This is a genomic window from Aminobacter niigataensis, from assembly GCF_946995915.1.
Lineage (GTDB): Bacteria > Pseudomonadota > Alphaproteobacteria > Rhizobiales > Rhizobiaceae > Aminobacter > Aminobacter niigataensis.
On sequence record NZ_OX341517.1, the window covers coordinates 3,686,822 to 3,709,081 of the forward strand.

26 protein-coding genes are annotated in these 22,260 nt (G+C 64.0%); 9 read left to right on the forward strand and 17 right to left on the reverse strand.

Annotation, left to right across the window (positions count from 1 at the left end; translation table 11 throughout):
• Positions 1-81: 81 nt before the first annotated feature.
• The 4 genes from O1Y97_RS18045 to O1Y97_RS18060 all read right to left on the reverse strand — a co-directional run bounded on the left by O1Y97_RS18045 (position 82) and on the right by O1Y97_RS18060 (position 2,697).
• Positions 82-1,014 (reverse strand): alpha/beta fold hydrolase, encoded by a 933-nt coding sequence (locus tag O1Y97_RS18045; protein WP_108608390.1) that lies wholly within the window; start codon positions 1,012-1,014, stop codon positions 82-84.
• Between the two features lie 301 nt (positions 1,015-1,315).
• On the reverse strand, positions 1,316-1,786 hold the full coding sequence (locus O1Y97_RS18050; protein ID WP_318761902.1) for an SRPBCC family protein: 471 nt from the start codon (positions 1,784-1,786) through the stop codon (positions 1,316-1,318).
• Positions 1,787-1,873: 87 nt separating this feature from the next.
• The gene (locus tag O1Y97_RS18055) at positions 1,874-2,122 is read right to left on the reverse strand and encodes a ParB N-terminal domain-containing protein (RefSeq protein WP_108608392.1); all 249 of its coding nucleotides are present in this window, start codon (positions 2,120-2,122) and stop codon (positions 1,874-1,876) included.
• A gap of 101 nt (positions 2,123-2,223) precedes the next feature.
• Positions 2,224-2,697 (reverse strand): hypothetical protein, encoded by a 474-nt coding sequence (locus O1Y97_RS18060; RefSeq protein WP_318761903.1) that lies wholly within the window; start codon positions 2,695-2,697, stop codon positions 2,224-2,226.
• Between the two features lie 329 nt (positions 2,698-3,026).
• Here O1Y97_RS18060 and O1Y97_RS18065 point away from each other — a divergent pair, with 329 nt between their 5' ends.
• A complete protein-coding gene (locus tag O1Y97_RS18065) occupies positions 3,027-3,197 on the forward strand; it encodes a hypothetical protein (protein WP_183261692.1) in 171 nt (56 codons plus the stop codon).
• 66 nt (positions 3,198-3,263) lie between these two features.
• Positions 3,264-4,304: a DUF1176 domain-containing protein gene (locus tag O1Y97_RS18070; protein WP_318761904.1), complete on the forward strand. Its 1,041-nt coding sequence runs from the start codon at positions 3,264-3,266 to the stop codon at positions 4,302-4,304.
• A gap of 3 nt (positions 4,305-4,307) precedes the next feature.
• On the opposite strand, the gene O1Y97_RS18075 is transcribed toward O1Y97_RS18070, so the two are convergent.
• From O1Y97_RS18075 to O1Y97_RS18105, 7 genes are read right to left on the reverse strand one after another with little or no spacing between them, the layout of a single operon-like run.
• Positions 4,308-5,324, reverse strand: coding sequence for an alpha/beta hydrolase family protein (locus tag O1Y97_RS18075; RefSeq protein WP_404801196.1), 1,017 nt, complete (start codon positions 5,322-5,324; stop codon positions 4,308-4,310).
• Positions 5,325-5,329: 5 nt separating this feature from the next.
• Entirely contained in the window at positions 5,330-6,940 is a 1,611-nt protein-coding gene (locus O1Y97_RS18080; RefSeq protein ID WP_318761905.1) for a molybdopterin-binding/glycosyltransferase family 2 protein, read from the reverse strand.
• Positions 6,937-7,647, reverse strand: coding sequence for an XdhC family protein (locus tag O1Y97_RS18085; RefSeq protein WP_183261699.1), 711 nt, complete (start codon positions 7,645-7,647; stop codon positions 6,937-6,939). The genes O1Y97_RS18080 and O1Y97_RS18085 overlap by 4 nt, the downstream gene beginning before the upstream one ends.
• Positions 7,648-7,652: 5 nt before the next feature.
• Positions 7,653-7,988, reverse strand: a complete 336-nt coding sequence (locus O1Y97_RS18090; protein WP_108608398.1) for an XdhC family protein — start codon at positions 7,986-7,988, stop codon at positions 7,653-7,655.
• Positions 7,989-8,006: 18 nt separating this feature from the next.
• On the reverse strand, positions 8,007-9,251 hold the full coding sequence (locus O1Y97_RS18095) for a vWA domain-containing protein (RefSeq protein WP_318764239.1): 1,245 nt from the start codon (positions 9,249-9,251) through the stop codon (positions 8,007-8,009).
• A gap of 9 nt (positions 9,252-9,260) precedes the next feature.
• On the reverse strand, positions 9,261-10,190 hold the full coding sequence (locus O1Y97_RS18100) for an AAA family ATPase (protein ID WP_318761906.1): 930 nt from the start codon (positions 10,188-10,190) through the stop codon (positions 9,261-9,263).
• A gap of 20 nt (positions 10,191-10,210) precedes the next feature.
• A complete protein-coding gene (locus O1Y97_RS18105) occupies positions 10,211-10,705 on the reverse strand; it encodes a flavin reductase family protein (RefSeq protein WP_108608401.1) in 495 nt (164 codons plus the stop codon).
• A gap of 153 nt (positions 10,706-10,858) precedes the next feature.
• Between O1Y97_RS18105 and O1Y97_RS18110 the strand changes: the two genes are divergently transcribed.
• The 5 genes from O1Y97_RS18110 to purB all read left to right on the forward strand — a co-directional run bounded on the left by O1Y97_RS18110 (position 10,859) and on the right by purB (position 15,653).
• Complete coding sequence (locus tag O1Y97_RS18110; protein ID WP_318761907.1) at positions 10,859-11,932, forward strand: branched-chain amino acid ABC transporter substrate-binding protein; 1,074 nt, start codon at positions 10,859-10,861, stop codon at positions 11,930-11,932.
• On the forward strand, positions 11,932-12,942 hold the full coding sequence (locus O1Y97_RS18115; RefSeq protein WP_318764240.1) for a P1 family peptidase: 1,011 nt from the start codon (positions 11,932-11,934) through the stop codon (positions 12,940-12,942). The genes O1Y97_RS18110 and O1Y97_RS18115 overlap by 1 nt, the downstream gene beginning before the upstream one ends.
• A 75-nt stretch (positions 12,943-13,017) precedes the next feature.
• Positions 13,018-13,740, forward strand: a complete 723-nt coding sequence (locus tag O1Y97_RS18120; protein WP_404801197.1) for a DUF2259 domain-containing protein — start codon at positions 13,018-13,020, stop codon at positions 13,738-13,740.
• Positions 13,741-13,754: 14 nt separating this feature from the next.
• Complete coding sequence (locus O1Y97_RS18125; protein WP_318764241.1) at positions 13,755-14,285, forward strand: hypothetical protein; 531 nt, start codon at positions 13,755-13,757, stop codon at positions 14,283-14,285.
• 60 nt (positions 14,286-14,345) lie between these two features.
• On the forward strand, positions 14,346-15,653 hold the full coding sequence (purB, locus tag O1Y97_RS18130; protein ID WP_183261707.1) for an adenylosuccinate lyase: 1,308 nt from the start codon (positions 14,346-14,348) through the stop codon (positions 15,651-15,653).
• A 208-nt stretch (positions 15,654-15,861) separates the two neighbouring features.
• On the opposite strand, the gene rpsD is transcribed toward purB, so the two are convergent.
• From rpsD to O1Y97_RS18145, 3 genes are all read right to left on the reverse strand, one after another.
• On the reverse strand, positions 15,862-16,479 hold the full coding sequence (gene rpsD / locus O1Y97_RS18135) for a 30S ribosomal protein S4 (RefSeq protein WP_318761909.1): 618 nt from the start codon (positions 16,477-16,479) through the stop codon (positions 15,862-15,864).
• A gap of 222 nt (positions 16,480-16,701) precedes the next feature.
• Positions 16,702-17,409, reverse strand: coding sequence for a 2OG-Fe(II) oxygenase (locus O1Y97_RS18140; protein ID WP_318761910.1), 708 nt, complete (start codon positions 17,407-17,409; stop codon positions 16,702-16,704).
• A 75-nt stretch (positions 17,410-17,484) separates the two neighbouring features.
• Entirely contained in the window at positions 17,485-17,895 is a 411-nt protein-coding gene (locus O1Y97_RS18145) for a winged helix-turn-helix transcriptional regulator (RefSeq protein ID WP_318761911.1), read from the reverse strand.
• Between the two features lie 149 nt (positions 17,896-18,044).
• Between O1Y97_RS18145 and O1Y97_RS18150 the strand changes: the two genes are divergently transcribed.
• Positions 18,045-18,680, forward strand: coding sequence for an NAD(P)-dependent oxidoreductase (locus tag O1Y97_RS18150; protein ID WP_318761912.1), 636 nt, complete (start codon positions 18,045-18,047; stop codon positions 18,678-18,680).
• A gap of 20 nt (positions 18,681-18,700) precedes the next feature.
• On the opposite strand, the gene O1Y97_RS18155 is transcribed toward O1Y97_RS18150, so the two are convergent.
• The 3 genes from O1Y97_RS18155 to O1Y97_RS18165 are packed head-to-tail and all read right to left on the reverse strand — an operon-like array spanning position 18,701 to position 20,606.
• A complete protein-coding gene (locus O1Y97_RS18155; RefSeq protein WP_318761913.1) occupies positions 18,701-18,889 on the reverse strand; it encodes a DUF3008 family protein in 189 nt (62 codons plus the stop codon).
• Between the two features lie 57 nt (positions 18,890-18,946).
• Complete coding sequence (gene murI / locus O1Y97_RS18160) at positions 18,947-19,732, reverse strand: glutamate racemase (RefSeq protein ID WP_318761914.1); 786 nt, start codon at positions 19,730-19,732, stop codon at positions 18,947-18,949.
• Positions 19,725-20,606: an RNA methyltransferase gene (locus O1Y97_RS18165; protein ID WP_318761915.1), complete on the reverse strand. Its 882-nt coding sequence runs from the start codon at positions 20,604-20,606 to the stop codon at positions 19,725-19,727. Before O1Y97_RS18165 ends, murI begins: the two co-directional genes overlap by 8 nt.
• 327 nt (positions 20,607-20,933) lie before the next feature.
• Between O1Y97_RS18165 and O1Y97_RS18170 the strand changes: the two genes are divergently transcribed.
• Positions 20,934-22,145 (forward strand): NADP-dependent isocitrate dehydrogenase, encoded by a 1,212-nt coding sequence (locus O1Y97_RS18170; RefSeq protein ID WP_108608411.1) that lies wholly within the window; start codon positions 20,934-20,936, stop codon positions 22,143-22,145.
• The last annotated feature ends 115 nt before the right edge of the window (positions 22,146-22,260 follow it).

Below are 22,260 nucleotides of genomic sequence, written 5' to 3' on the forward strand. Positions count from 1 at the left end.
CGACAGCAACAAAAGAGACCGCCGCGCGCGCCATTTCGAAGCGCGCGGCGACTGTGTCGGCCGGGCTTGCGGCGCCCTCGCCTACTGCGCTGCTTTGACCTGCTCGTCCCAGGTTTTCACCTTGGTCTCGCCGTTGAGGAAGGGCAGCGCCATCGCTGCCAGTTCGGGCGCGAAAAAGACATCGTAGTGGGTCCGGTTGGGGATGATCGCCAGGCGGTTCTGCGACATGGTCTCGCGCATCCAGCCGGCATCCTTCAAGCCGCCGCCGAGCAGCTGGTAGAACTTCACGATGTGCTCGGGCCGGTACATGTCGCTGTCGCCATAGACCAGCATGACCGGCATCTTCAGCGTCCTGACGTCGTCGGCCCAGTCATAGGGCGTGCGCATCATCTCGCCCATCCTGTCGAGCAGCTTGGGGAAATCCTCGACCTTCGGCGCCACCGCCGCATAGGCCTGGTACATCGGCGTCGGCTTCATCATCTCGGCCATGGCAGCACCCACCTGGGCCTGCATCGGCAGCATCTCGGGATAGAAGCCGTCCTGGGCAAAGCCCGCCGATACCAGCACAAGCCTGCGAACCGCGTCTGGGTGCTGCACGGCAAGGCGGAAGGCGACGCCCGCGCCCATCGAATAGCCCATGGCGTCGATCTTGCCGTAGCCGAGTGTCTTCAGCAGGCCCGCCATGTCGTCGCCCATGTCGACAAGGCTCATCTTGCGCTCGGTAAGTGCGGTTCGGCCATGGCCGTAGAGGTCGACCGCGATCACCTGCCGGCCCTTCGACAGCGCCGGCAGCACCGGTCCGAACATGTCGATCGAGCCTAGTCCGCCATGGAGCAGCAGCAACGGCTCGCCCTCGCCGCGGATCTCGTAATAGTATTTCACACCGTTGATCTCGGCATGTCCGGTCTTGGCGCCGGCAGCCGTAGATTTAGTCGTCTCAGCCATAGTCGACCCTCCGGTTACAACCGCGAGTGCCGCCGCCGCCAGCATGGTGATGAAACTACGCTTGTTCATGTCCTCGTCCCTTCTCTCGCCAGGTCTTGCGACCCGTTGCTCCTAGGACGAACGGGATGACGGGACGCCGACATTGGTAGAGAAATTTTCCACGGATGAGGAAGCGCCTGACTTACCTGCCTTCCCCCCTTGCGGGAGAAGGTGGCCGAGCGAAGCGAGGTCGGATGAGGGGTGTTGGAAGGAATGAGAGGCAGAAGGAAACTCTGGATGGTGAAAAATCTGAAGCGCTGCACTCCGTCCAGCACCCCTCATCCGCCCCTTGGGGGCACCTTCTCCCACAGGGGAGAAGGAAAGGCACCCCTCAGAGCGTCTTCGCCAAAGCCTCGAGCTGGTCGGCGCACTGGCCCCAGCCCTCGTGAAAGCCCATCTTTTCATGAGCCTCGCGATCCTCGACCGTCCAATGCCTGGCAATGGCGGTGTATTTTGTCTTGCCGCCGCCGGCATCCTCGAAGGTCACGGTCGCCGCCATGAACGGCTTTTCCGACGGCAACCAGGCTTCGGTGAAGGCATCGGTGAAGACCAGCCTCTCGTTCGGCACGACTTCGAGATAGACGCCGGAGCTGGGAAAATCGACGCCCTCGGGGCTGCGCATGGTGATGGCGCTGGTGCCGCCGGCGCGCACGTCGAGCCTGGCGCTGGCCGTCGTCCAGGGCAGCGGCGCAAACCATTTCGGCAGCAATTCGGCATCGGTCCAGCAGCGATAGAGCTTTTCGCGAGGGGCATCGATGATGCGGGTGAGCACCAGCTCGCGGTCGTTGGCACTAGCATTCATGTCGTCGTCTCCTGATGAATTTGGCGTTCGAGGCAAGGACGAAGCACAGCGGGCCGCACCGACAGTTCGACGCAAAAAAATCGGCGGCTAGTGTTTGCGCGCCTGGACCAGATAGGAATCGATCGACGTCTCGCCCAGCCAGCGCGCCGCTTCGAGCCGGTGCAGGCCCTCGACCAGCACGTAGCGCTTGCCGTCGTGACGCACCTGGATCGGCGTCTTCATGCCGTTCTCTACGATGTCCTCGGCGAGATGCCGCACGGTTTCGGGATGCAGCGTCTTCTTGCGCGCGGCAGGCACATAGATGTCGTTGAGCGGTATCTTCTGGACTCTGAGCATGGTGGCTTCCGGCTGTGGAAGTACAGCTCCTCGTAGATAGGGTGTTTTGCTGAGCCGGCCAAGGCAGCCGCCGGCGGCATCAAGCCGATCGCCCTGCGGCGTCAGCTCCTTTTCTTGGCGGTACGCCGCTTGGCGTCGTCGATCATCATGTTGGCCAGTTGCATGCGCACCATGGCGCGCTGGCGCAGGTGCGGCGCCACCCGGTCGGGATGGTTGGCCAGAGCAAAGATGCGGCGCATCTTGGCCAAATCGGCGGGCTTGGCATCGGCCAGCCCCAATTCGGCGGCAATCACTTCTGGGTCGATCGACGGCGCCTCGGGCTCCTCGACCGCAACCGCCTTGGCCTTGACCATGTCGAGCAGCGACACGAACTCGTCTTCCAGCGCGGCCCCGGCTTCGCGGTACTCGGCGGCAACCGTCTCGCCGGCGACGCGGATGCGGCCCGAATGCAGCTCGTCGGCAACCGCAAGATAGTCGAAAGGGATCGTCGGCGCGGGCGCAACGTCGCCTGGCTCGGACGCAACAAACAGATCATCGAGCAACGAAGCAAAGTCCCGATTGATCCCGGTGCCCATGCAAGGCCCTCCGCACGAAAACAAATCATACGCAATATCCGGCAGAACCATAGGGGTGGCCGGTTAAAAATCGCTTCGATGCTTCGTCCGCATCTTAGGAATCGAACTAGAAAAAGCCGGGCCGCACGAGGACGACGGCCCGGAAACGCCCTACGGCGAGGAAAACCGGCAGTCGCCGGCAATGCAGTTACGCTGGCGATGGGATTTTTGTTTCATCGCGACGAGATAAAACGCCGGCACCCCGCATGGCAGCCATGCTTATGCTGCACTGCACAATCGCAATGGAATCACCTATATGTGCAATGGGAGGACCAACAGGAGCCTGAAACATGGGTTTCTACACTGAACTGTTCGCCCGCCCGCGCCCCAAGGAACAGGCACGCTATCGCGCAGCGCTCGCGCTGCTCAATGCGATGAGCAATGCCGACCGCTCCGACATCGGCGTCAAGCCGGCCGATTTCCCGCGCATCGCCCGGGAAATGTCGACGCGCCAGGCGTGATGATCCCGCGCGTCACTGCGCTGCCGCAATCGATCAGGCATCATTGCGGCAGGCAGGAGATTCGCGATGAAGATTTTTTCGACGACCGCGGCCGCCACGCTGGCCCTTTCGGCACTATGGCCCGTCCAGGCATTCGCGGCCGAACTGCCTTATCTCGATGACCGATCCGACGCGGCCGCCGTCGTCCGCTCGCTCTATAATGCGGTGAGCCGCAAGGAATATGCCCGGGCCTGGGATTATTTCGGCGAAGCCAAGCCGGCCAAGGATTTCGAAACCTTCGCCAAGGGCTACGAGGCGACCGAGCGCGTCGACGTCGAAACCGGCGCGGTCAGCTCGGAAGGCGCCGCCGGCAGCATCTTCTACAACATCCCGGTCGCGATCCGCGCCGTCGACAAGGACGGCACCGAGAAGGTTTTCGCCGGCTGCTATACCGCCCGCCAGGTCAGCGGCTCGATCCAGGAGCCGCCGTTCACTCCGATCCAACTCGACAAGGGCGCACTCAAGCCCGCCGAAGGCGAATTGGCCGGAGCGCTGCCCAAGCAATGCGGCGACGCCCCGCCCACCGAAATCGATGCCGTGCTCGACCAAGCAAAGAAGCTGTTTGCCAGTGACTACCAAGGCTCGTGCGACACCCGCTCGGAACGCGACGATGCCGCGCTGAGCTACACGATTTCCTATCACAACAAGACAGACGCGGCGGACGCCAAGCCGAGCGAGGCCAGGCTGTTCCGGTTCTACTGCACGATGGGCGCCTACAACGAGACCCACGTCTACTATTTCTGGAGCGAGCTTGCCGGGGTGAGGCAGCAACACTTCGCCACGCCCGAACTCGATATCCGCTACGAGAACGACGACAGCGAGGGCAAGGTCGAGAGCGTCAGCACCATCGGCTACCGCTCGGAAGGCGAGCTGGTCAATTCGTTCTACGACGTGAACACCAGGACAATCGCCTCGCACGCCAAATGGCGCGGCGTCGGCGACGCCTCGTCGGACGGCATCTGGATCTTCCGCGACGGCGCGTTCTCGCTGGTGAAATACGACGTCGATGCATCCTATGACGGCGAGATCAACCCGGAGACCGTGCTCGACTACAACACCGGGCCGTGACCGCTATCTTGCTGCCAGCATCCAGTTGAGCGTCTCGCGCCAGTCGGTCATGCGGATCGGCGTACCGTGGGTGCCGGTCTCGAAACGCACGAAACGCACGGGGTAACCCGGCTTCTTGGCAAGGATCGAGCGGAAGAACGCCTCCTGCTTTTCCACCGGGAAGACCGGGTCCTTGCTGCCCTGGGCGAAAAACACCGGCACCTTGGCCGCAAAAGCCGGAGACTTGAGAAAACCGTCCTCCCACAGCGAGCCAAGCAGCATCAGCCCGCTCAACTGCTTGGCCGCCCTAGCGTCACGAGCCAGTCCCCAGCACAACGCTCCGCCCATCGAGCCGCAGGCGACGACGATCTTCGCGCCAGGGGACTGGGCTGAGTAGTGGTCGATAAGCGCCGCCACTTCGGCCACGCCCTTGTCGCCGAAGTCGGAAAAGTCAGGCGACAGATAGAGCCCGCCATTGGCGACCATCAGGTTCTTGATACGGTTGAAGTTGCCGCCGAAGGTGAAGTCGTCGACGCCCTGCTTGCGGCTGCCGCCCTGGCCGTGGAGGTAGAGCACGATGACCGACGCGCCCTCGGTCTTGCCCACTGCGACATGCCTGATTTCGCCGGCGTCGGTCCTTAACACCAGGTCCTGCTGCACCTTGCGCACGCCGGTCGAGACATACTTGCCCTGGACCCTGCGCTCAGGCACCTGGTCGCGCTCGTTGATGTCGCGCATCTCCTGGTAATCGACGACGCGGTAGGTGTCGCCCTCGGAGGACAGGATCGCCGGATAGGCAAAGAGGTCGTCCTTGTAGGGCGCGAGGGTTTGGGCATGGGCGGGAGAGGCAACTGATGCGGCGAGAACAAGCGGCAGTACGAAGTGGCGTATGCTGACTTGCAGCCAAGCGCTACACGTTGCCCCCCTCTGTCCTGCCGGACTGTCCAGCAGGACAGAGGGGGGCGCGAGGGAATGCGACTTCGATTTGAAAGCGTTGAGAACCATCACCAAGGGTTGGCTGGCCAACAGGCCTTTTGTCAACACGCTCAATCCTGCAGCACCCCGCCCGCTCCTTCGAGTGCCTCGGGCGTGTCGACATCGACGCCAGCACCCTTGCCGATCTCGACGTCGATGACATCGACGCCCTCGGCCTCTACCAGATGCCGGGCGCCGGTGTCGCCTTCGAGGTGGGCGACGGCAGGGAACAACGATCGGGGCAGGATGACGGGGTTGCCGCGCTTGCCGTCGTGGGTGGCGCGGACCACGGCGCGGCCTTCGGCGCGTTTGAAAGCCTCGATCAGCCGGTCGAGGTCGGCCGGCAGTACCTCGGGCATGTCGCCAAGCACGATCAGCGCGCCGGCGGCATCCTCGGGAAGTGCCGCGACGCCCGCCTTGAGCGAACTGGCGAGACCGGAAACGAAATCGGCATTGTGCGCAACCGGAATGTCGAGGCCTGCAAGTGCTTCGCGGATACGCGCTGCCTGATGGCCGGTCACCACGACGGTGCTTTCGGCCTTCGACGCCAGCACCCGCTCGGCCGTGCGGCGCACCAGCGGCTTGCCCTGGAACAGCGCCAGCAGCTTGTTGGAGTCGCCCATGCGGCTGGAGCGGCCGGCAGCGAGCAGCACCGCATGGACTCTCCGCACCGGCGGAATGGCAGACAGATCGCGCGGCTGCGGACGCGTCGGGATTTCCATCAGCAAACCTCCGACGCCCATGCCGCCGATGTCGGCCGCAGTCACCTCAAGTCCTGAAATCAGCCGGTCAAGCACCCAGTCGAAGCCGTTTTCCTTGGGGCTGCGGGCGCAGCCGGGCGCGCCGATGACCGCCGTTGCTCCGATATGACCCAGCACCAGAAGATTGCCGGGATCGACCGGCATGCCGGAACGGACAACTGTGCCGCCGGCTGCCCGGATCGCAGCCGGGATGACATCATCGAAATCGCTCAGCGCCGAAGCGCCGAAGATCACGACCATGTCGTGCTCACGGGCCAGCGCCCTCGCCGCCTCGGCCACGGCCGAGGCTTCGTGGGGGGTACGGCGCTCGGCGGTCAGCCGGCTGCCCGAACGTGCCAGCCGCTGTTCGGTCAGGCGCGCGGTCTTGTCGAGCACGCTTGCCTTGACGCTCGGCAGCACCGTCTGGATGACGCCGACACGCTTCGGCACGAACGGATTGACGGCGAAGATCTCGCTTCGCTCGCAAAGCGCGGTTGCCTGCCGCACGAGATAACCGGCGACAGCGAAGGGAATGATCTTCACCGTCGCGACCATCTGGCCCTTTTCGACGGTGGCGTGCCGGGCGAGCGTGGCAACGGTGATCGACGGATCGATGGCGTTGATGGCGTCGACGAGGCCAGTGTCCACCGTGAAAACACCGGCTTCCAGCGCATGCAGATTGACCCGGCCCGTCGCCGCCGGCTTCACCTCGACATGACGATGCCGCATGCTTGCCGCGATAGTCTCGGCTGCAGCGTCCTCGCCGAGGTCGCCGGGCTCCAGCACCGCGACGACGATCTCGGTCAGGCCCGCAGCCGCCAGGATGGCGATGTCTTCGGCACCGAGCACATGAGCCTTGCGGTAGCGACGGTCCCCGGCACTGGTTGCATGGGCCAGGACCGCGCCCTCCGCCTGTTCGACTGAGATGGAGCCGAATTTCACGCCGCCTCGCTTTTTGCCTTGGCGCCAAGCCCGCGCGAACGGAATGCGGCGATGACTTGCGCCAGGACCGCGACAGCAATCTCGGCCGGGTTGGCCGCACCGATATCGATACCGATCGGCGCATTGATGCTTTCGATCTGGGTAGGTGTCGCCCCCATGCCGAGAAGGCGCTCGACGCGCTTGGCGTGGGTCTTGCGGCTGCCCAGGGCGCCAACATAGAAGCACTCGGCATCAAGGGCTGCCTTGAGCGCGAAATCGTCGATCTTGGGATCATGCGTCACCGCCGCCAGCGCGGCATAGCGGTCGAGCGGGCAATGTTTCAAGACGTCCTCGGGCCATTCGGCATGGAGGGTGACGTCGGGAAAGCGATCGTCGCTGGCAAAGGCCGTGCGCGGATCGATGATCTCCAACGGAAAACCAGCAATCTTGGCCATCGGCGCCAGCGCCTGGCTGATGTGCACGGCGCCGACGACCACCAGCCGCGGCTGCGGCAGATGCACGTTGAGGAAGAATTGGCGACCCTCGGCCTCGGCCGTGCCGGAAAGGCCGGTGCGGAAGGCCCTGGAGATCGCCTCGCCGAGATCGCCCGCGACGACATCGCCCTCCTTGACGACACGGTCGCGGCCGTCGCCCATGTCGGTGACCAGGATGGCCGCACGTCGCGCGCGGCGCTCGGCATTCAACGTCTTCAGTGCAAACGGATCCATCGCTCTCAGCCCAGCCGCTCGACATAGACCCGGATACGGCCGCCACAGGACAGGCCGACCTGCCATGCCGTCTCGTCGGCAACGCCGAATTCGAGCATCTTCGGCTGGCCGCTGCCGATCACGTCGAGCGCTTCGGAAATCACGGCACCCTCGACACAGCCGCCTGAGACCGAGCCGTGAAAGGTGCCTTCGGCGTCGATGACGAGATGGCTGCCAACGGGACGCGGCGCCGAACCCCAGGTCTCGACCACGGTGGCAATGGCGACGTCCTTGCCGTCCTTCATCCAGCCTTCGGCGATGATCAGAGGATCGCGGGCCTCATCGAGAAACTTGCTTGGCATGGAACCTCCTTCACGACCTTACGCCGCCCGGCGCTGGCCGTCGATGATCCACAATCTGGGGTCGCTTTGGCGCGATGCGGGCGCGCCGAGCGACGCGCAGAGATCGCCAAGCGCGTTCAGATTATGCACAGGGCGGAACTCGTCGACATAAGGCAGAATGGCACGAACGCCGCGAGCGCGCGCCTCGAAACCATCGAAACGCAGCAGCGGATTGAGCCAGATCAGCCGGCGGCAGGATTTTTTCAGCCGCTCCATCTCTTCGGAGAGGCCCGCAACATCGTCGCGTTCGAGCCCGTCGGTGATGAGCAGGACGACCGCGCCCTGCCCGAGCACGCGACGCGACCACAGCCGGTTGAACTCGCCGAGCGTGTCGCCGATGCGGGTGCCGCCCGACCAGTCCTTGACCGCAGCGGAACAGTCGGCGAGCGCAGCATCGGGGTCGCGGTGGCGCATCTGGCGGGTCAGGTTGGTGAGCCTGGTGCCGAAGACGAAGGTGTGAACCCGCCGCCGCTTCTCCGTCAGCGCATGCAGGAAATGCAGGAAGATGCGCGTGTACTGGCTCATCGAACCGGAAATGTCGGCAAGCACCACCAAGGGCGGGTGCACTTCGCGGACGGAACGGAATTTCGGCAGGATCAACTGGCCGCCGGTTCGGGCCGCCGCGCGCATCATGGCGCGCGGATCTACCTTGGCACCATGCGGGTCGGGCTTGAAGCGGCGGGTGCGCACGGTGTCGAAAGGCAGCCGAAGTGCTGCGATCTCGCGCCGCGCCTCTGACACCTCGCGGGCCGTCATCTGGGCGAAATCCTTGGCCCGCAGCATCTCGTTGCCCGACACGGTGAAACGGGCATCGACCTCGATCTCGGGGATCTCACGCGGCGGCTGGCTCTTCTGGTGGCCTTCGAACATCGCCTGGCTGACGCGGTTTTCGGCGGCACGCGGCTTCTGCTTCTCGCGATGGTCGGGCGCGACGGGCGAAAACATCGCCAGCATCTTTTCGATCAGTTCGCGCGACTTCCAGAACAGCCGGAAGGCCTCGTCGAACGTGGCGTGATCCTCGTGCCGACTGACGAGTACGGCATGCAGCGTCCAGTAGAAGTCGTCGCGCGAGCCGATGCCTGCGGCGAGCACCGCCTCGATGGCGTCCTTGACCGAGGCGGGGCCGACCCGCATGCCGGCCTTGCGCAGGGCACGGGCGAAATAGACAATGTTGTCGGCGATACGGCCGTCGGGCTTGGCGGTGTCGGTCAGGGACACGTCCATCACTACACCCTACTCCGCCGCAGCCAGCTCCGCCTTCACCTCGTTGAGGATGCGGCGGCCTTCGCCCTGCTCGATCCGGGCAATGTCGTCCTGGTACTTCAAGAGCACGCCGATCGTGTCCGAAATCGTCTCGGGATCGAGCGCGACCTTGTCGAGTTCGGTCAACGCACTTGCCCAGTCGATGGTTTCGGCGACGCCGGGCACCTTGAACAGCTCGATCTCGCGCAGCCGCTGGATGAAACGCACGACCTCGTGGGAAAGCCGCTGGTTGGCCTGGGGCACCTTGCGGCGGACGATCTCGAGCTCGCGCTCGGCATTGGGATAGTCGACCCAATGGTAGAGGCAGCGGCGCTTGAGAGCGTCGTGGATCTCGCGGGTGCGGTTGGTGGTGATGATGACGATCGGCGGCTCTTCCGCCTTGATCGTGCCAAGTTCGGGCACCGTCACCTGGTAGTCGGAGAGGATTTCGAGCAGGAAGGCTTCGAAGGCCTCGTCGGTACGGTCGAGCTCGTCGATGAGGAACACCGGGGCAGCACCGGCCTTGCCGGTCAGCGCATCGAGCACCGGTCGGCGGATCAGATATTTCTCGGAAAAGACGCTCTTCTCCATGTCGGAGCGATCGACCTTGCCGACAGCCTCCTCCATGCGGATCTCGATCATCTGCGCCGCATAGTTCCACTCGTAGACGGCGGACGAGACGTCGAGCCCTTCATAGCATTGCAGCCGGATCAGCCGGCGGCCGAGCGCGCTCGCCAGCACTTTGGCGATCTCGGTCTTGCCGACACCCGCCTCGCCCTCGAGAAAGAGCGGCCGATTCATGCGCAGCGCCAGGAACAGCACCGTCGCCAAGGCCCGGTCGGCGACGTAGTCGGCGCCGGTCAACAGCTCGAGCGTCTCGTCGATCGTTTGCGGGATGGGACGAGGCGTACGGTCGGTCATGGCGCTTCCGGGGAGACGGCCTACAGCACGTGGTAGCTGCGGCCGTGATAGACGAGTGGGCGGAGGTTATCGCCGATGCGCAGGCCTGTCACCTTGCCAAACATGACGCGATGGGTGGCCAGTTCCTTGGTGTCGACCAGTTCGCAGTCGAACACCGCGACCGCGCCGATCAATGCAGGTGCCCCGGAGGCCAGGACCTCCCATTCGCCAAGCGCGAATCGCTGCTCCGGCGGCAGGCCGGTGACGCCGGAAAAGGCGACGGCGAGCGGCTCGTGCTTCGCGGCAAGCGTGTTGAGGGCAAAATTGCCGTTCTCGATGAAAGCATCGTTCTTGGGATTTTCGCGATTGACGCAGACCAGCACCATCGGCGGAGCGTCCGAAACCGAGCAGGCGGCGATGACGGTTGCGCCACGCTTGCCGGCCACACCATCGGTTGTCACCAGATGAACGGCGCCGGCAAAGTGGCTCATGGCGTCGCGGTAGGCCTGAGGCCCGACTTCAAACTTCTTCAGCAAGGCGTTTTCCTGCAATGATCCCTGAGGGCTATATATGCCCGCATCATTGGGCTCACAAGCAAGTGGGCACAAGCACATTGCGCTTATACGGGCCAGGCAGTAGGTCAAAGACATCGCGTAAACTTGCGCGCGCAGAGGATTTTGTTGGACCGAATGCGATCCGCAACTGTCATCGCCGCTGCCCTGGCCGCATCTTTGGTGACGCTGGCTGCCCAGGCTGAGCCGCTGAAGATCGGCGTGGCGACACCGCTTTCCGGCCCGTCGGGCATTCTCGGCGAGCAGATCAAAACCGGCGCGTCGCTCGCGGCCGCCCATGACGGGGTATCGCTCGAGATCGCCGACGATCAGTGCACGGCAGAAGGCGGGGCCAATGCGGCCAAGCGCTTCGTCGACGCCAAGGTGACTGTGGTCACGGGGTTTCTGTGCACCGAAGCGATAGAGGCAGCACTGCCGGTGCTCAAGGATGCGCAGATACCTGTCATCATCGTCGGCGTGCGCACCGACAGCCTGACCGACCGGCGTGACAAGACCGGCTGGCAGGTGTTCCGGCTTGGACCGCGCGGCGACGGCGAGCGCGAGGCGGCAGCTTCGCTTCTGACGCGGCTGTGGACCGACGAACTGTTCGCCATCGTCGACGACGGCACCATCTATGGCCGCGAACTGGCCGAGAGCTTTCGGGCGGGCGCCGAACAAGCGGGGCTGAAACCGGTGTTCCTGGACACCTTCAGGCCGCAGCTCGACAACCAGGTCGCGCTGATCGGCCGGCTGCGCAAGGCGGGTGCGACGCATGTGTTCGTCGGCGGCGACGGTGAAGATGTCGCCGTGATGGGCCGCGATGCGGCATCGCTGGGCGCCGAAATCGTGTTTGCCGGCGGCGATACCCTGCGCGTGGCGGATCGGACAGTCCGTCCGGCCGAAGGCACGCTGATGATCGCGGCTCCGGAATGGTCCGACATGGCGAGCCCCGACGTGCTGGCGGCGTTCGAGACTGCAAAGGCGGTGACGGACGGCTACGCCCTGCCTGCCTATGCAGCGGTGGAAATCGCACGTGCGGCTGCAGATCTAGCCACGTCGTCGGGAAAACCGGTCGCGGGCGTGTTGGCCGGTACAGACTTCGATACGGCCATCGGAAAAATCCGGTTCGACGCCAAGGGCGACCTGAGCGAAAACCCGTTCCGCCTGTTCCGCTTCGACGGGACAAGCTACGTGCCTGCAGAGACCGAATGATGCTGAAAGCGGGACCGCTCAACCTGATCACCGACGTCGCTGGCCTGCGGGTCGGCAATACCGCCGATGAAAAGGCGAAGTCGGGCGTGACCGTGGTTTTGTGCGACACGCCGGCAACGGCGGCCGTGCAGGTGCTGGGCGGCGCACCGGGAACGCGCGAGACCGACCTTCTCGAGGCGCACAACACTGTCGAGACCGTCAATGCGATAACGCTTGCCGGCGGCTCCGCCTTCGGCCTCGACGCGGCATCGGGCGTGCAGGCTGCCCTTCGCGAAAAAGGCATCGGCTTTGCCATACGCGACCAGATCATCCCGATCGTGCCGGCGGCGATCCTGTTCGACATGCTGAACGGCGGCGACAAGGACTGGGGCCGCTACCCGCCCTATCGCGAACTCGGCTATGACGCCGCGCAGTCCGCCGGCCGCGAATTCGCTCTTGGCACCACGGGCGCCGGCACCGGCGCGCTGACGGCCGGGCTGAAGGGCGGGCTGGGTTCTGCCTCGACCGTGCTGCCCAATAGCGCGACCGTCGGCGCTCTGGTTGCCGTCAATGCCACCGGCTCGGTGACGGTCGGGCGCTCCAGGCACTTCTGGGCCGCACCTTTTGAGCTGGACGGCGAGTTCGGCGGTCTGGGCTACCCCTCGCCGATGCCAGCGGACGCCGCTCGCGTGTTCAAGAAATACGAGGAAGAAAACAGCGCGGTGGCCAACACCACCATCGCGGTGATCGCCACCGACGCCGTGCTGACCAAGGCCGCCGCCAAGCGGCTGGCGATCGCGGCGCATGACGGCTTCACCCGTGCCATCTGGCCGGTGCACACGCCGTTCGACGGCGATCTGGTGTTTGCGCTGGCGACGGGCGCGAGCGGGATCGAGGTCGGGCAGGCCGACGTCGTCGACTTCTTCGCCGCAGCAGCCTCGACCATGGCGCGGGCGATCGCGCGCGGCGTGCATGCCGCATCCGCCGCGCCCAGCGACACAATGCCTGTGTGGTCGGCACGCACTGGATGACCTAAAGTCCTTTATTGACGGTATCTTAGCGCTTTCGCCTGAAAAATTGATTCAATCGGAAAGAGGGGCACGGCGATGAAAATGATGAAGCTTCTTTGCCTCGCAGGCATGTCGTTGCTGGCCGCGTCACAGGCCGCGCACGCCGGCGACGCTGCCGAGCTCAACGTGCTTGGCTTCAGCGCCGACGGCAAGGTGTTCGCCTTCGAGGAATACGGTATCCAGGACGGCTCGGGCTTTGCCTACGCCCACCGCTTCTACATCGACACGGTAACCGACAAGTTCCTGCCCAACACGCCGGTGCGGGTGCAGATGGAAGACGAGAGCGTCGGCCTGCAGGTGGCACGCGACGAGGCGCGCAAGCGTGGCGACAAAGTCATCGCCGAAGACGTGCTGGCCGCCAACCGTGGCCGTCTCGCCGGCTTCAACGCGGTGACAGAGACCAGTGCCGATCCGCTGCGCATGGTGGTCAATCCGCGGCCGGTGTTCCCGCCGATCGACGCGCCGCTCGAATTCCGCCTTGAAGAGATTTCGCTCGGCGAGATCGAACGCTGCCCCGGCATCGGTCCGGTCAAGGGCTTCAAGCTGGTGCAGGTCGGCGACGGCGGCAAGACGACAGTCATGCAAGAAGACAAGGACGTGCCGCTGAGCCGGGGCTGCCCGACCGGCTATCGCATCGGCGGCGTGCAGACCTTCTTCGGTGAAGGCGGCGCGATGACCTATGCGGTGCTGATCACCGTCATCCGTCATGGGTTCGAGGGCCCTGACCACCGCTGGATCGCGGTTACGGGACGGATGTGAGCGACACCACCACCATGGAAACCGGCGCCCAGATCGAGGGATCGCGCGCCATACGTGCCGGCAGGAAACTGCGCCAGGCCCTGCCCTCGCTGCGCCTTGCGCTCGCCGGTTCTGCGCTGTGGGGCTTTGCGATGGGTGCCTCGGCGTTTTACTCGCTGCTTCTCGACCATTGGGAGACACCCCTTCGGGTCCGTGCCGTGGTCGTACTTTTCGCGCTCGGCGGGGCTGCCGCCTTCCCCCTAGGCTGGATGCTGGCAAGATTGCTTTCGCATGGCCGCCGCGCCGAGACGGCCTTCGCCGCGGCTTTCGTTGCGCTGGCGGTGACGACGATCGGCCTGACCGCCCTGTTCTATGCGCTGCAGTATCGCAGCTATTATGCCGAGTGGCATGCCGAGCCCTTCACCGTGACCTGGGCGTTCCAGTTCGTCTTCACCGGGCTGGTGGCGCTCTACCAATTTGCGGTATTGGGCATCAGGCTGTATTTTCCGGGTGGATTTGCCGCCCTTTTCACTGCTGCAGCGTGGTTTGCCTACCGTTCGCGTTGAGCATTGGGCTCACCTCTGTTAGGGGAGCGGCGACGAAACCTCAGCTGGACAAGCCCCACCATGATCCCTCGCTACTCCCGGCCCGAGATGGTCGACATCTGGTCTCCCGAAACCCGGTTCCGCATCTGGTTCGAGATCGAGGCCCATGCCTGCGACGCGCTGGCCGAAATCGGCGTGATCCCCAAGGAAGCAGCGAAGACGATCTGGGAAAAGGGCGGCGCTGCGAAGTTCGACGTCGAGCGCATCGACGAGATCGAGCGCGTCACCAAGCATGACGTGATCGCGTTCCTGACGCACCTCGCCGAATTCGTCGGCCCGGATTCGCGCTTCATCCACCAGGGCATGACTTCGTCCGACGTGCTCGACACCTGTCTTTCCGTGCAGCTGGTGCGGGCGACCGACATCCTGCTCGCCGATCTCGACGCGCTGCTGGCAGCGCTCAAGCGCCGCGCCTTCGAACACAAGGACACCGTCACCATCGGCCGTAGCCACGGCATCCATGCCGAGCCCACAACCTTCGGCGTCAAGCTGGCACTGGCATTTGCCGAGTTCACCCGCTGCCGCGAACGCCTGGTGCATGCCCGCGAGGACATCGCCACCTGCGCGATCTCGGGTGCAGTCGGCACCTTCGCCAACATCGACCCGCGCGTCGAGGAGCATGTCGCGGCCAAGCTCGGCCTCAAGCCCGAGCCGGTGTCGACGCAGGTCATCCCCCGCGACCGCCACGCCATGTTCTTCGCCACCCTCGGCGTCATCGCCTCGTCGATCGAGCGCGTGGCCACCGAAATCCGCCACCTGCAGCGCACCGAGGTGCTCGAGGCGGAAGAATACTTCTCGCCGGGCCAGAAGGGCTCGTCGGCGATGCCGCACAAGCGCAACCCGGTGCTGACCGAGAACCTGACCGGCCTCGCCCGCATGGTCCGCTCCTATGCGGCGCCTGCGATGGAAAACGTGGCGCTGTGGCATGAGCGCGATATCTCCCACTCGTCGGTCGAGCGCATGATCGGCCCGGATGCGACCGTCACCCTCGACTTCGCACTGGCGCGCCTGACCAACGTGATCGACAAGCTCGTCGTCTATCCCGACAACATGCTGAAGAACATGAACAAGTTCCGTGGGCTGGTTCATTCGCAACGCGTGCTGCTGGCACTGACCCAGGCAGGTGTTTCCCGCGAGGACGCTTACCGTTTGGTCCAGCGCAACGCCATGAAGGTGTGGGAAGAAGGCAAGGACTTCCTCGAGGAACTGCTCGCCGACAAGGAAGTGACCGCAGCCCTGCCGGAGAGCGAGATCCGCGAGAAGTTCGACCTCGGCTATCACACCAAGCATGTCGACACGATCTTCGCCCGCGTGTTCGGCGCAAGCTGAGCCTCAAGGCCTGAAACAGAAAGGCCCGCTACCGCGGGCCTTCGGACTGCAGAAGCCCCGGCGCAAGCCGGGGTTTTTTCATGGGCGATGTCGCGAAATCACTCGCGCCATCGTGACCAATACCAAACAACAAAAAACCCCGCCGAAAATCGACGGGGTCTTTGCGATGCTTTGACAGCCGTTGCCGGCCGGCGCTCATCCGAAGGGATTAGCGCGAATAGAATTCGACGACGAGGTTCGGTTCCATCTGGACGGCGAACGGAACGTCCGACAGGCCAGGAACGCGAGCAAAGGTCGCAACCATCTTGTTGTGGTCGACTTCGATGTAGTCCGGCACGTCGCGCTCGGCGAGGGCAACGGCCTCAAGCACGATCCCCAGCTGCTTCGACTTCTCGCGGACCTCGATGACGTCGCCGGCCTTGCAGCGGTACGACGAGATGTTGGTACGCTTGCCGTTGACGTTGACGTGGCCGTGGTTGACGAACTGACGGGCAGCGAAAATGGTCGGCACGAACTTGGCGCGGTAGACGACCGCGTCGAGACGCGATTCGAGCAGACCGATCAGGTTCTCCGGCGTATCGCCCCTGCGGCGGTTGGCCTCTTCGTAGGTCTTGCGGAACTGCTTTTCCGAGATGTCGCCGTAGTGACCCTTCAGCTTCTGCTTGGCACGCAGCTGCAGACCGAAGTCCGAAAGCTTGCCCTTGCGACGCTGGCCGTGCTGGCCGGGGCCGTATTCACGCTTGTTGACCGGGGACTTCGGACGGCCCCAGATGTTCTCGCCAAGACGGCGATCGATTTTGTATTTCGCGGATTCGCGCTTGCTCATCGCATTCCCTTTCAAAATGATACACCCGAAACCTCGTGTTTCGAGTGAAGGAAACGCGCCCTCCTCTGGCCCCCGTTTTCGGAGCCTGACAGGATCTTCCACGCACGCTTTGCGGAAAAGGTCCACGGGACACGTCAAATGAAACACCGGGCGTTTCGGCCCGGCGTTGGCGGCTAACTAGGGGAAACGGGCTGCAATGTCAACGCTTCGCAGGGAGCCGGCTCACTTCGCATCATGGAAGATGATGCCGAGGGTGAAGCGCTCGCCGGAGCGGATGCGGCTGACGCCGTGGCGCATCTTTACCCGGTAATCGCCGCGCGAGCCAGCCTTCGGGCGGTCGTTGACGGCGAACAGCGCGCCATCGCCCATTCCCAACGTCACGACCTCGGCACGAGACTGCATGCGCGGCCGCTGTTCGGTCATGACGAATTCGCCGCCGTCGAACTCCGTTTTCGGTTCGCTGAGCAGAATCACCAGTTGCACCGGAAAGAGATGGGCGCCGTAGACATCCTGATGCAGGCAATTGTAGTCGCCCGCACCGTATTTCAACAGAAGTGGCGTCGGCTTCGTCTGCCCGTCTCCGTGGCACTCGGCCAGGAAGGAGTCTAATTCTGGCGGGTAACACCGGTCGAGCCCCATGCGCTCGTTCCAGCCATTGGCGAAAGGAGCAAGGCGTTCATAGAAGCCGTGGCGAAGGCCGGCAATGACTTGGGGAAGCGGGTTGGCAAAGTATTTGTATTCACCCGACCCGAAGCCGTGGCGCTGCATGACGATCCGGCTGCGGAAATGGGCGTCTTGATCGTAGAGATTTCGCAACTCGAGACAGGTCTGGCTGTCGAGCAATTGGCCCACCGGTGCCACGCCGAACTCGTCGAGATCGCCGAGAACGGCCTCCCAGTTCACTCTCGAAACTGCATCCTGGACATTCATCACGGCGCTCCTAGTCGGGTTCAGCGCCGAATCTAGGCTGTCATGAAGAGTGCCGCATTCCGATTCCTGCGCTTGTCACGCCTGGGCGTCGAAACTGTCGCGTGAACAGCGCATGCGGTCGCGATTGGCCGCAGCCCAGTCGCCCAGGGCCGCGATCGGCACGGCAATCGACTGGCCGAGTTCCGTCAGCCCGTACTCGACCTCCGGCGGCGTGGTCGGCCGCACGGTGCGCGTGACCAGCCCATCGCGCTCGAGCGAACGCAAGGTGACCGTCAGCATGCGCTGGGAAATGCCCTCGATGGAGCGCTTCAGCGCGTTGAAGCGCACCGGCTGCGCCTGAAGGTTGATGACGACCAGGATGCTCCACGTGTCGCCGACACGGTCGAGCACCTCGCGGATGGGACAGGTGTCGCGGCCATCGGTCTCGAAGCCGGGGGTCGTATGCAGCAGCGGCGCCACTGCTGCTGCCTTCGCTGGCGCGTTCATGCGGTTCTCCTGAGGTAACCTAGGCACGAAATCATGCGTTCTTTTCGCGTCCGGCCTGCCAAGCTATATGGTTATCGTTGGTAACCTGATTACAGATCATACCTGCTTTTGCCCGAATTGGCAAAACAGGCCGAACAAGGAGAACAGTCATGAAAATCGCTCTCATCGGCGCGTCCGGCTTCGTCGGCGGCGCAGTGCTCAAAGAAGCAACCTCTCGCGGCCACGAAGTTTCGGCCATCGTGCGCTCCCCCGAAAAGGTGGCTACTCACGACGGCGTCAACGCGGTCAAGGCCGACGTGAACGACGCCGGCGCACTGAAGGCCGCGATCTCGGACAGCGACATCGTCATCTCCGCCTTCAATGGCGGCTGGGGCGACCCCGACATCTACGCCAAGCACCTCGCCGGCTCGAAGGCGATCGCGGCCGCCGCCAAGGCTGCGGGCAAACGCGTGATCATCGTCGGCGGCGCCGGCAGCCTCGAGATCGACGGCAAGCAGCTCGTCGACGGCCCCGACTTCCCGGCAGCCTACAGGGACGGTGCCCTGGCCGCGCGCGACGTGCTCTCGGCGCTGCGCAACGAAAGCGGGCTCGACTGGTCGTTCGTATCGCCCGCGCTTCACCTCGCACCGGGCGAGCGCACCGGCAAGTTCCGTGTCGGCGGCGACCAGCCGGTGTTCGACGCCTATGGCGAAAGCCGCATCTCGGTGGAAGACTTGGCTGTTGCCATCGTCGACGAAGCCGGGTCGCCCAAGCATACCGGCAAGCGGTTCACCGCCGGGTACTGATCGAGCCGCCTGTCCGGGGCTCAATGCTTTGTCTTGTGCTCCGGCAGGCCCTTATGTTTGGTCTCGGCAAACTCTTCGAGTTCCTTCTCGGTCATCGATTCGTACATTTCCTTCGATGCGCCGAAAAGTTCGCTCTTCTTGATCTCGCCGCGCTTGGCAGCCAGGGCCGCGCCGGCGGCCTTCTGCTGGGCTCTTGATGTGGCGGGCATATCGTTTCTCCTAACCGTTGCGGGTTTGGGAAACGCCTGCTGCCCGGTGATGTTCCCTCAAACCGTCAGCCCGAAGCCCTGCATCAGCCGGCGCGTGGCGAAATCCGACCGTTGCGAAGTGAAAACAGCAAGATCGGGCCCGGCCATGTCGCGCTTACCACGCGAGCCATTGAGCAGCGACAGCGCCTGGCGCGCAATGGCCTCGGCCGGATCGATCCAGTCGACCGGCCAGGGCGCCGTCTTGCGCATGCGATTGACCAGGAACGGATAATGCGTGCAGGCGAGAACGACGATATCGGTGCGGTGGCCATCCTGCTCGATGAAGCAAGGCGCGATCTCGTCCTTCACCGCCTGCTCGTCGACGAAGCCGTCGCGCATGTAGGTTTCGGCCATCTGCGCCAGCCTGTCGCTGCCGACCAGCCGGACATGGCATTTCGTCGCCCACTGGGTGATCAGGTCGCGGGTGTATTGCCGCTTGACCGTGCCTGGCGTGGCCAGCACCGACACCAGGCCGGAGCGCGTGCGTTCGGCTGCCGGCTTGATCGCCGGCACGGTGCCGACGAAGGGATGGCCAGGGAATGCATCGCGCAGGGCATCGATGACCAGCGTCGATGCGGTGTTGCACGGAATGACCGAGATCTCGGGATCGAAACGCTCCAGCAGGCCGCCGAACAGGTCGAGGATGCGCGCCTTGAGCGCCGGCTCTTCCCAGGCGCCATAGGGAAAAGCGGCATCGTCGGCGACATAGACGAAGCGTCGCTCGGGCATCAGTACGCGTGCCTCGCGCAGCACGGTCAGCCCCCCGATGCCCGAATCGAACATCAGGATCGGACGGTCAGTCATTGTCGAGCCCCCGGCCGCCTAGCGGCGGCATGTCGTCCTCATGGGTACTCACGCTGCCTGAATGGGCGGCGTGATCGACCTTCGCCTTGCGGTCGGGGTAGCCGGCGCCACGCGGCTCCTTGGGCGAGAAATAGTCGAGCGAGGCGACGACGCCACGCAGAACCTTGAGCTCGGGGGCGAAGAAGCCGGGCCGCGTCAGCACCGAACGCAGATTGTCGACCATCTTGGGTTTCTTGGCGGCGGGGCGGAAATAGCCGCGCGCGTCGAGCGCTGCTTCCAGATGATTGAGCAGCCCGTGCAACTGATCCTTGGTCGCCGGCGCCATTTCGGGGCCGGTGAAATTGGTCTGGGTCTCGTCTTCCAGGCCGGACTTCATCCACTCATAGGACATCAACAGCACAGCCTGGGCGATGTTGAGCGAGGCGAACCTGGGATCGACCGGAAAGGTGACGATCTCGTCGGCAAGGCTCACTTCCTCGTTGTAGAGACCGAAGCGCTCGCGCCCGAACAGGATGCCGGTGCGAAGCCCCGAAACGGCGTGCCCCCGCAGCGTCCGCCCGGCTTCGACCGGACCGCGCACTTCCTTGAAGCCGTCACGCGCGCGCGCGGTAGTGGCAAAGACAAAATTGAGATCGGCAACGGCGGATGAAAGATCGGGGTAGACCACCACGCCGTCGATGACGCGATCGGCATTGCTGGCCGCGGCCCTCGCCTTCTCGCTCGGCCAGCCGTCGCGCGGATTGACCAGGCGCAATTCGGCGAGGCCGAAATTGGCCATGGCGCGCGCCACCATGCCGATGTTCTCGCCGAGCTGAGGCTCGACAAGGACGATGACGGGTGCGGCGGACTGTTTGGAGCTTGGGCTGACTGACATTGCTGCGATTGAACCGAGAATTGCGCCTTTTGCGCGTCCCTGACATATTTGCGCGCGAAAATGAAGTTCCGGTAAGTGACAGCCATGGCGGACGTCGTCACGGAGCAAGAGGCCGCCGCCGAAGACGCCTGCCGCCAAGAAGAAATGACCCTGACATCTGCGACCGCTGAAGTCGCAGCCAGGCAGTTCATACAATGTCAGCAAACAGGCCGAAGGTCGCAATCGCAATCATTTGCGCCGTCCGATTCGCTTTGGTATAGGGGCCGCACTCCCAATCGTGAACCCTCCGGGACCGGCTGGTTCCAGGCAAGAAGAGGCATTTTCCAAATGGCGAAGATCAAGGTGGCCAAGCCCGTCGTCGAACTCGACGGCGACGAGATGACCCGCATCATCTGGCAGTTCATCAAGGACAAGCTGATCCACCCCTATCTCGATCTCGACCTGGAATATTATGACCTCGGCATCGAGCACCGCGACGCCACCAACGACCAGGTGACGATCGACGCCGCCAACGCCATCAACAAGCACGGCGTCGGCGTGAAGTGCGCCACCATCACGCCTGACGAGCAGCGCGTCGAAGAGTTCAAGCTCAAGAAGATGTGGAAGTCGCCCAACGGCACGATCCGCAACATCCTGGGCGGCACCATCTTCCGCGAGCCGATCATCATGAAGAACGTGCCGCGCCTGGTGCCGGGCTGGACCAAGCCGATCATCGTCGGTCGCCACGCCTTCGGCGACCAGTACAAAGCGACCGATTTCAAGTTCCCCGGCAAGGGCAAGCTCACGATCAAGTTCGTCGGCGACGACGGCCAGGTGATCGAGCACGACGTGTTCGACGCGCCGGGCGCCGGCGTGGCGATGGCCATGTACAATCTCGACGAGTCGATCCGCGAATTCGCCCGCGCCTCGCTCAACTACGGCCTGCTGCGCAACTATCCGGTCTATCTGTCGACCAAGAACACCATCCTCAAGGCCTATGACGGCCGCTTCAAAGACATCTTCCAGGACGTCTACGAGAAGGAATTCGAGGCCGAGTTCAAGGCACGCAAGCTCTGGTACGAACACCGCCTGATCGACGACATGGTGGCTTCGAGCCTGAAATGGTCGGGCGGTTATGTCTGGGCCTGCAAGAACTATGACGGCGACGTGCAGTCCGATACGGTCGCGCAGGGCTTCGGCTCGCTCGGCCTGATGACCTCGGTGCTGATGACGCCGGATGGCAAGACGGTGGAAGCGGAAGCCGCCCACGGCACCGTGACCCGCCACTATCGCCAGCACCAGAAGGGCGAGGAAACCTCGACCAACTCGATCGCCTCGATCTTCGCCTGGACCCGCGGCCTGGCGCACCGCGCCAAGCTCGACGACAACGCCGAGCTCAAGAAGTTCGCCGAGACGCTGGAGCGCGTCTGCATCCAGACCGTCGAGAGCGGCTACATGACCAAGGACCTGTCGCTGCTGATCGGCCCGGACCAGCCCTGGCTGTCGACCACCGGCTTCCTCGACAAGATCGACGAGAACCTGCAGAAGGCCGTGGGCTAAGCCCTAAGCCTGGCCAAACGAAAAGCCCCGGATCGCTCCGGGGCTTTTTTCTTTTCAGAGCGCGCTATGCCAATGCGTCCTTCGAGGCCCGCTGCGCGGGCACCTAAGGATGAGG

Bases quoted from the DNA above. Each gene is read 5' to 3' on its own strand.
- O1Y97_RS18045 (WP_108608390.1), bottom strand. From the start codon at position 1,014: ATGAACAAGCGTAGTTTCATCACCATGCTGGCGGCGGCGGCACTCGCG.
- O1Y97_RS18050 (WP_318761902.1), bottom strand. From the start codon at position 1,786: ATGAATGCTAGTGCCAACGACCGCGAGCTGGTGCTCACCCGCATCATC.
- O1Y97_RS18055 (WP_108608392.1), bottom strand. From the start codon at position 2,122: ATGCTCAGAGTCCAGAAGATACCGCTCAACGACATCTATGTGCCTGCC.
- O1Y97_RS18060 (WP_318761903.1), bottom strand. From the start codon at position 2,697: ATGGGCACCGGGATCAATCGGGACTTTGCTTCGTTGCTCGATGATCTG.
- O1Y97_RS18065 (WP_183261692.1), top strand. From the start codon at position 3,027: ATGGGTTTCTACACTGAACTGTTCGCCCGCCCGCGCCCCAAGGAACAG.
- O1Y97_RS18070 (WP_318761904.1), top strand. From the start codon at position 3,264: ATGAAGATTTTTTCGACGACCGCGGCCGCCACGCTGGCCCTTTCGGCA.
- O1Y97_RS18085 (WP_183261699.1), bottom strand. From the start codon at position 7,647: ATGGATCCGTTTGCACTGAAGACGTTGAATGCCGAGCGCCGCGCGCGA.
- O1Y97_RS18090 (WP_108608398.1), bottom strand. From the start codon at position 7,988: ATGCCAAGCAAGTTTCTCGATGAGGCCCGCGATCCTCTGATCATCGCC.
- O1Y97_RS18095 (WP_318764239.1), bottom strand. From the start codon at position 9,251: ATGGACGTGTCCCTGACCGACACCGCCAAGCCCGACGGCCGTATCGCC.
- O1Y97_RS18100 (WP_318761906.1), bottom strand. From the start codon at position 10,190: ATGACCGACCGTACGCCTCGTCCCATCCCGCAAACGATCGACGAGACG.
- O1Y97_RS18110 (WP_318761907.1), top strand. From the start codon at position 10,859: ATGCGATCCGCAACTGTCATCGCCGCTGCCCTGGCCGCATCTTTGGTG.
- O1Y97_RS18115 (WP_318764240.1), top strand. From the start codon at position 11,932: ATGCTGAAAGCGGGACCGCTCAACCTGATCACCGACGTCGCTGGCCTG.
- O1Y97_RS18120 (WP_404801197.1), top strand. From the start codon at position 13,018: ATGAAAATGATGAAGCTTCTTTGCCTCGCAGGCATGTCGTTGCTGGCC.
- O1Y97_RS18125 (WP_318764241.1), top strand. From the start codon at position 13,755: ATGGAAACCGGCGCCCAGATCGAGGGATCGCGCGCCATACGTGCCGGC.
- purB (WP_183261707.1), top strand. From the start codon at position 14,346: ATGATCCCTCGCTACTCCCGGCCCGAGATGGTCGACATCTGGTCTCCC.
- rpsD (WP_318761909.1), bottom strand. From the start codon at position 16,479: ATGAGCAAGCGCGAATCCGCGAAATACAAAATCGATCGCCGTCTTGGC.
- O1Y97_RS18140 (WP_318761910.1), bottom strand. From the start codon at position 17,409: ATGAATGTCCAGGATGCAGTTTCGAGAGTGAACTGGGAGGCCGTTCTC.
- O1Y97_RS18145 (WP_318761911.1), bottom strand. From the start codon at position 17,895: ATGAACGCGCCAGCGAAGGCAGCAGCAGTGGCGCCGCTGCTGCATACG.
- O1Y97_RS18150 (WP_318761912.1), top strand. From the start codon at position 18,045: ATGAAAATCGCTCTCATCGGCGCGTCCGGCTTCGTCGGCGGCGCAGTG.
- O1Y97_RS18155 (WP_318761913.1), bottom strand. From the start codon at position 18,889: ATGCCCGCCACATCAAGAGCCCAGCAGAAGGCCGCCGGCGCGGCCCTG.
- murI (WP_318761914.1), bottom strand. From the start codon at position 19,732: ATGACTGACCGTCCGATCCTGATGTTCGATTCGGGCATCGGGGGGCTG.
- O1Y97_RS18165 (WP_318761915.1), bottom strand. From the start codon at position 20,606: ATGTCAGTCAGCCCAAGCTCCAAACAGTCCGCCGCACCCGTCATCGTC.
- O1Y97_RS18170 (WP_108608411.1), top strand. From the start codon at position 20,934: ATGGCGAAGATCAAGGTGGCCAAGCCCGTCGTCGAACTCGACGGCGAC.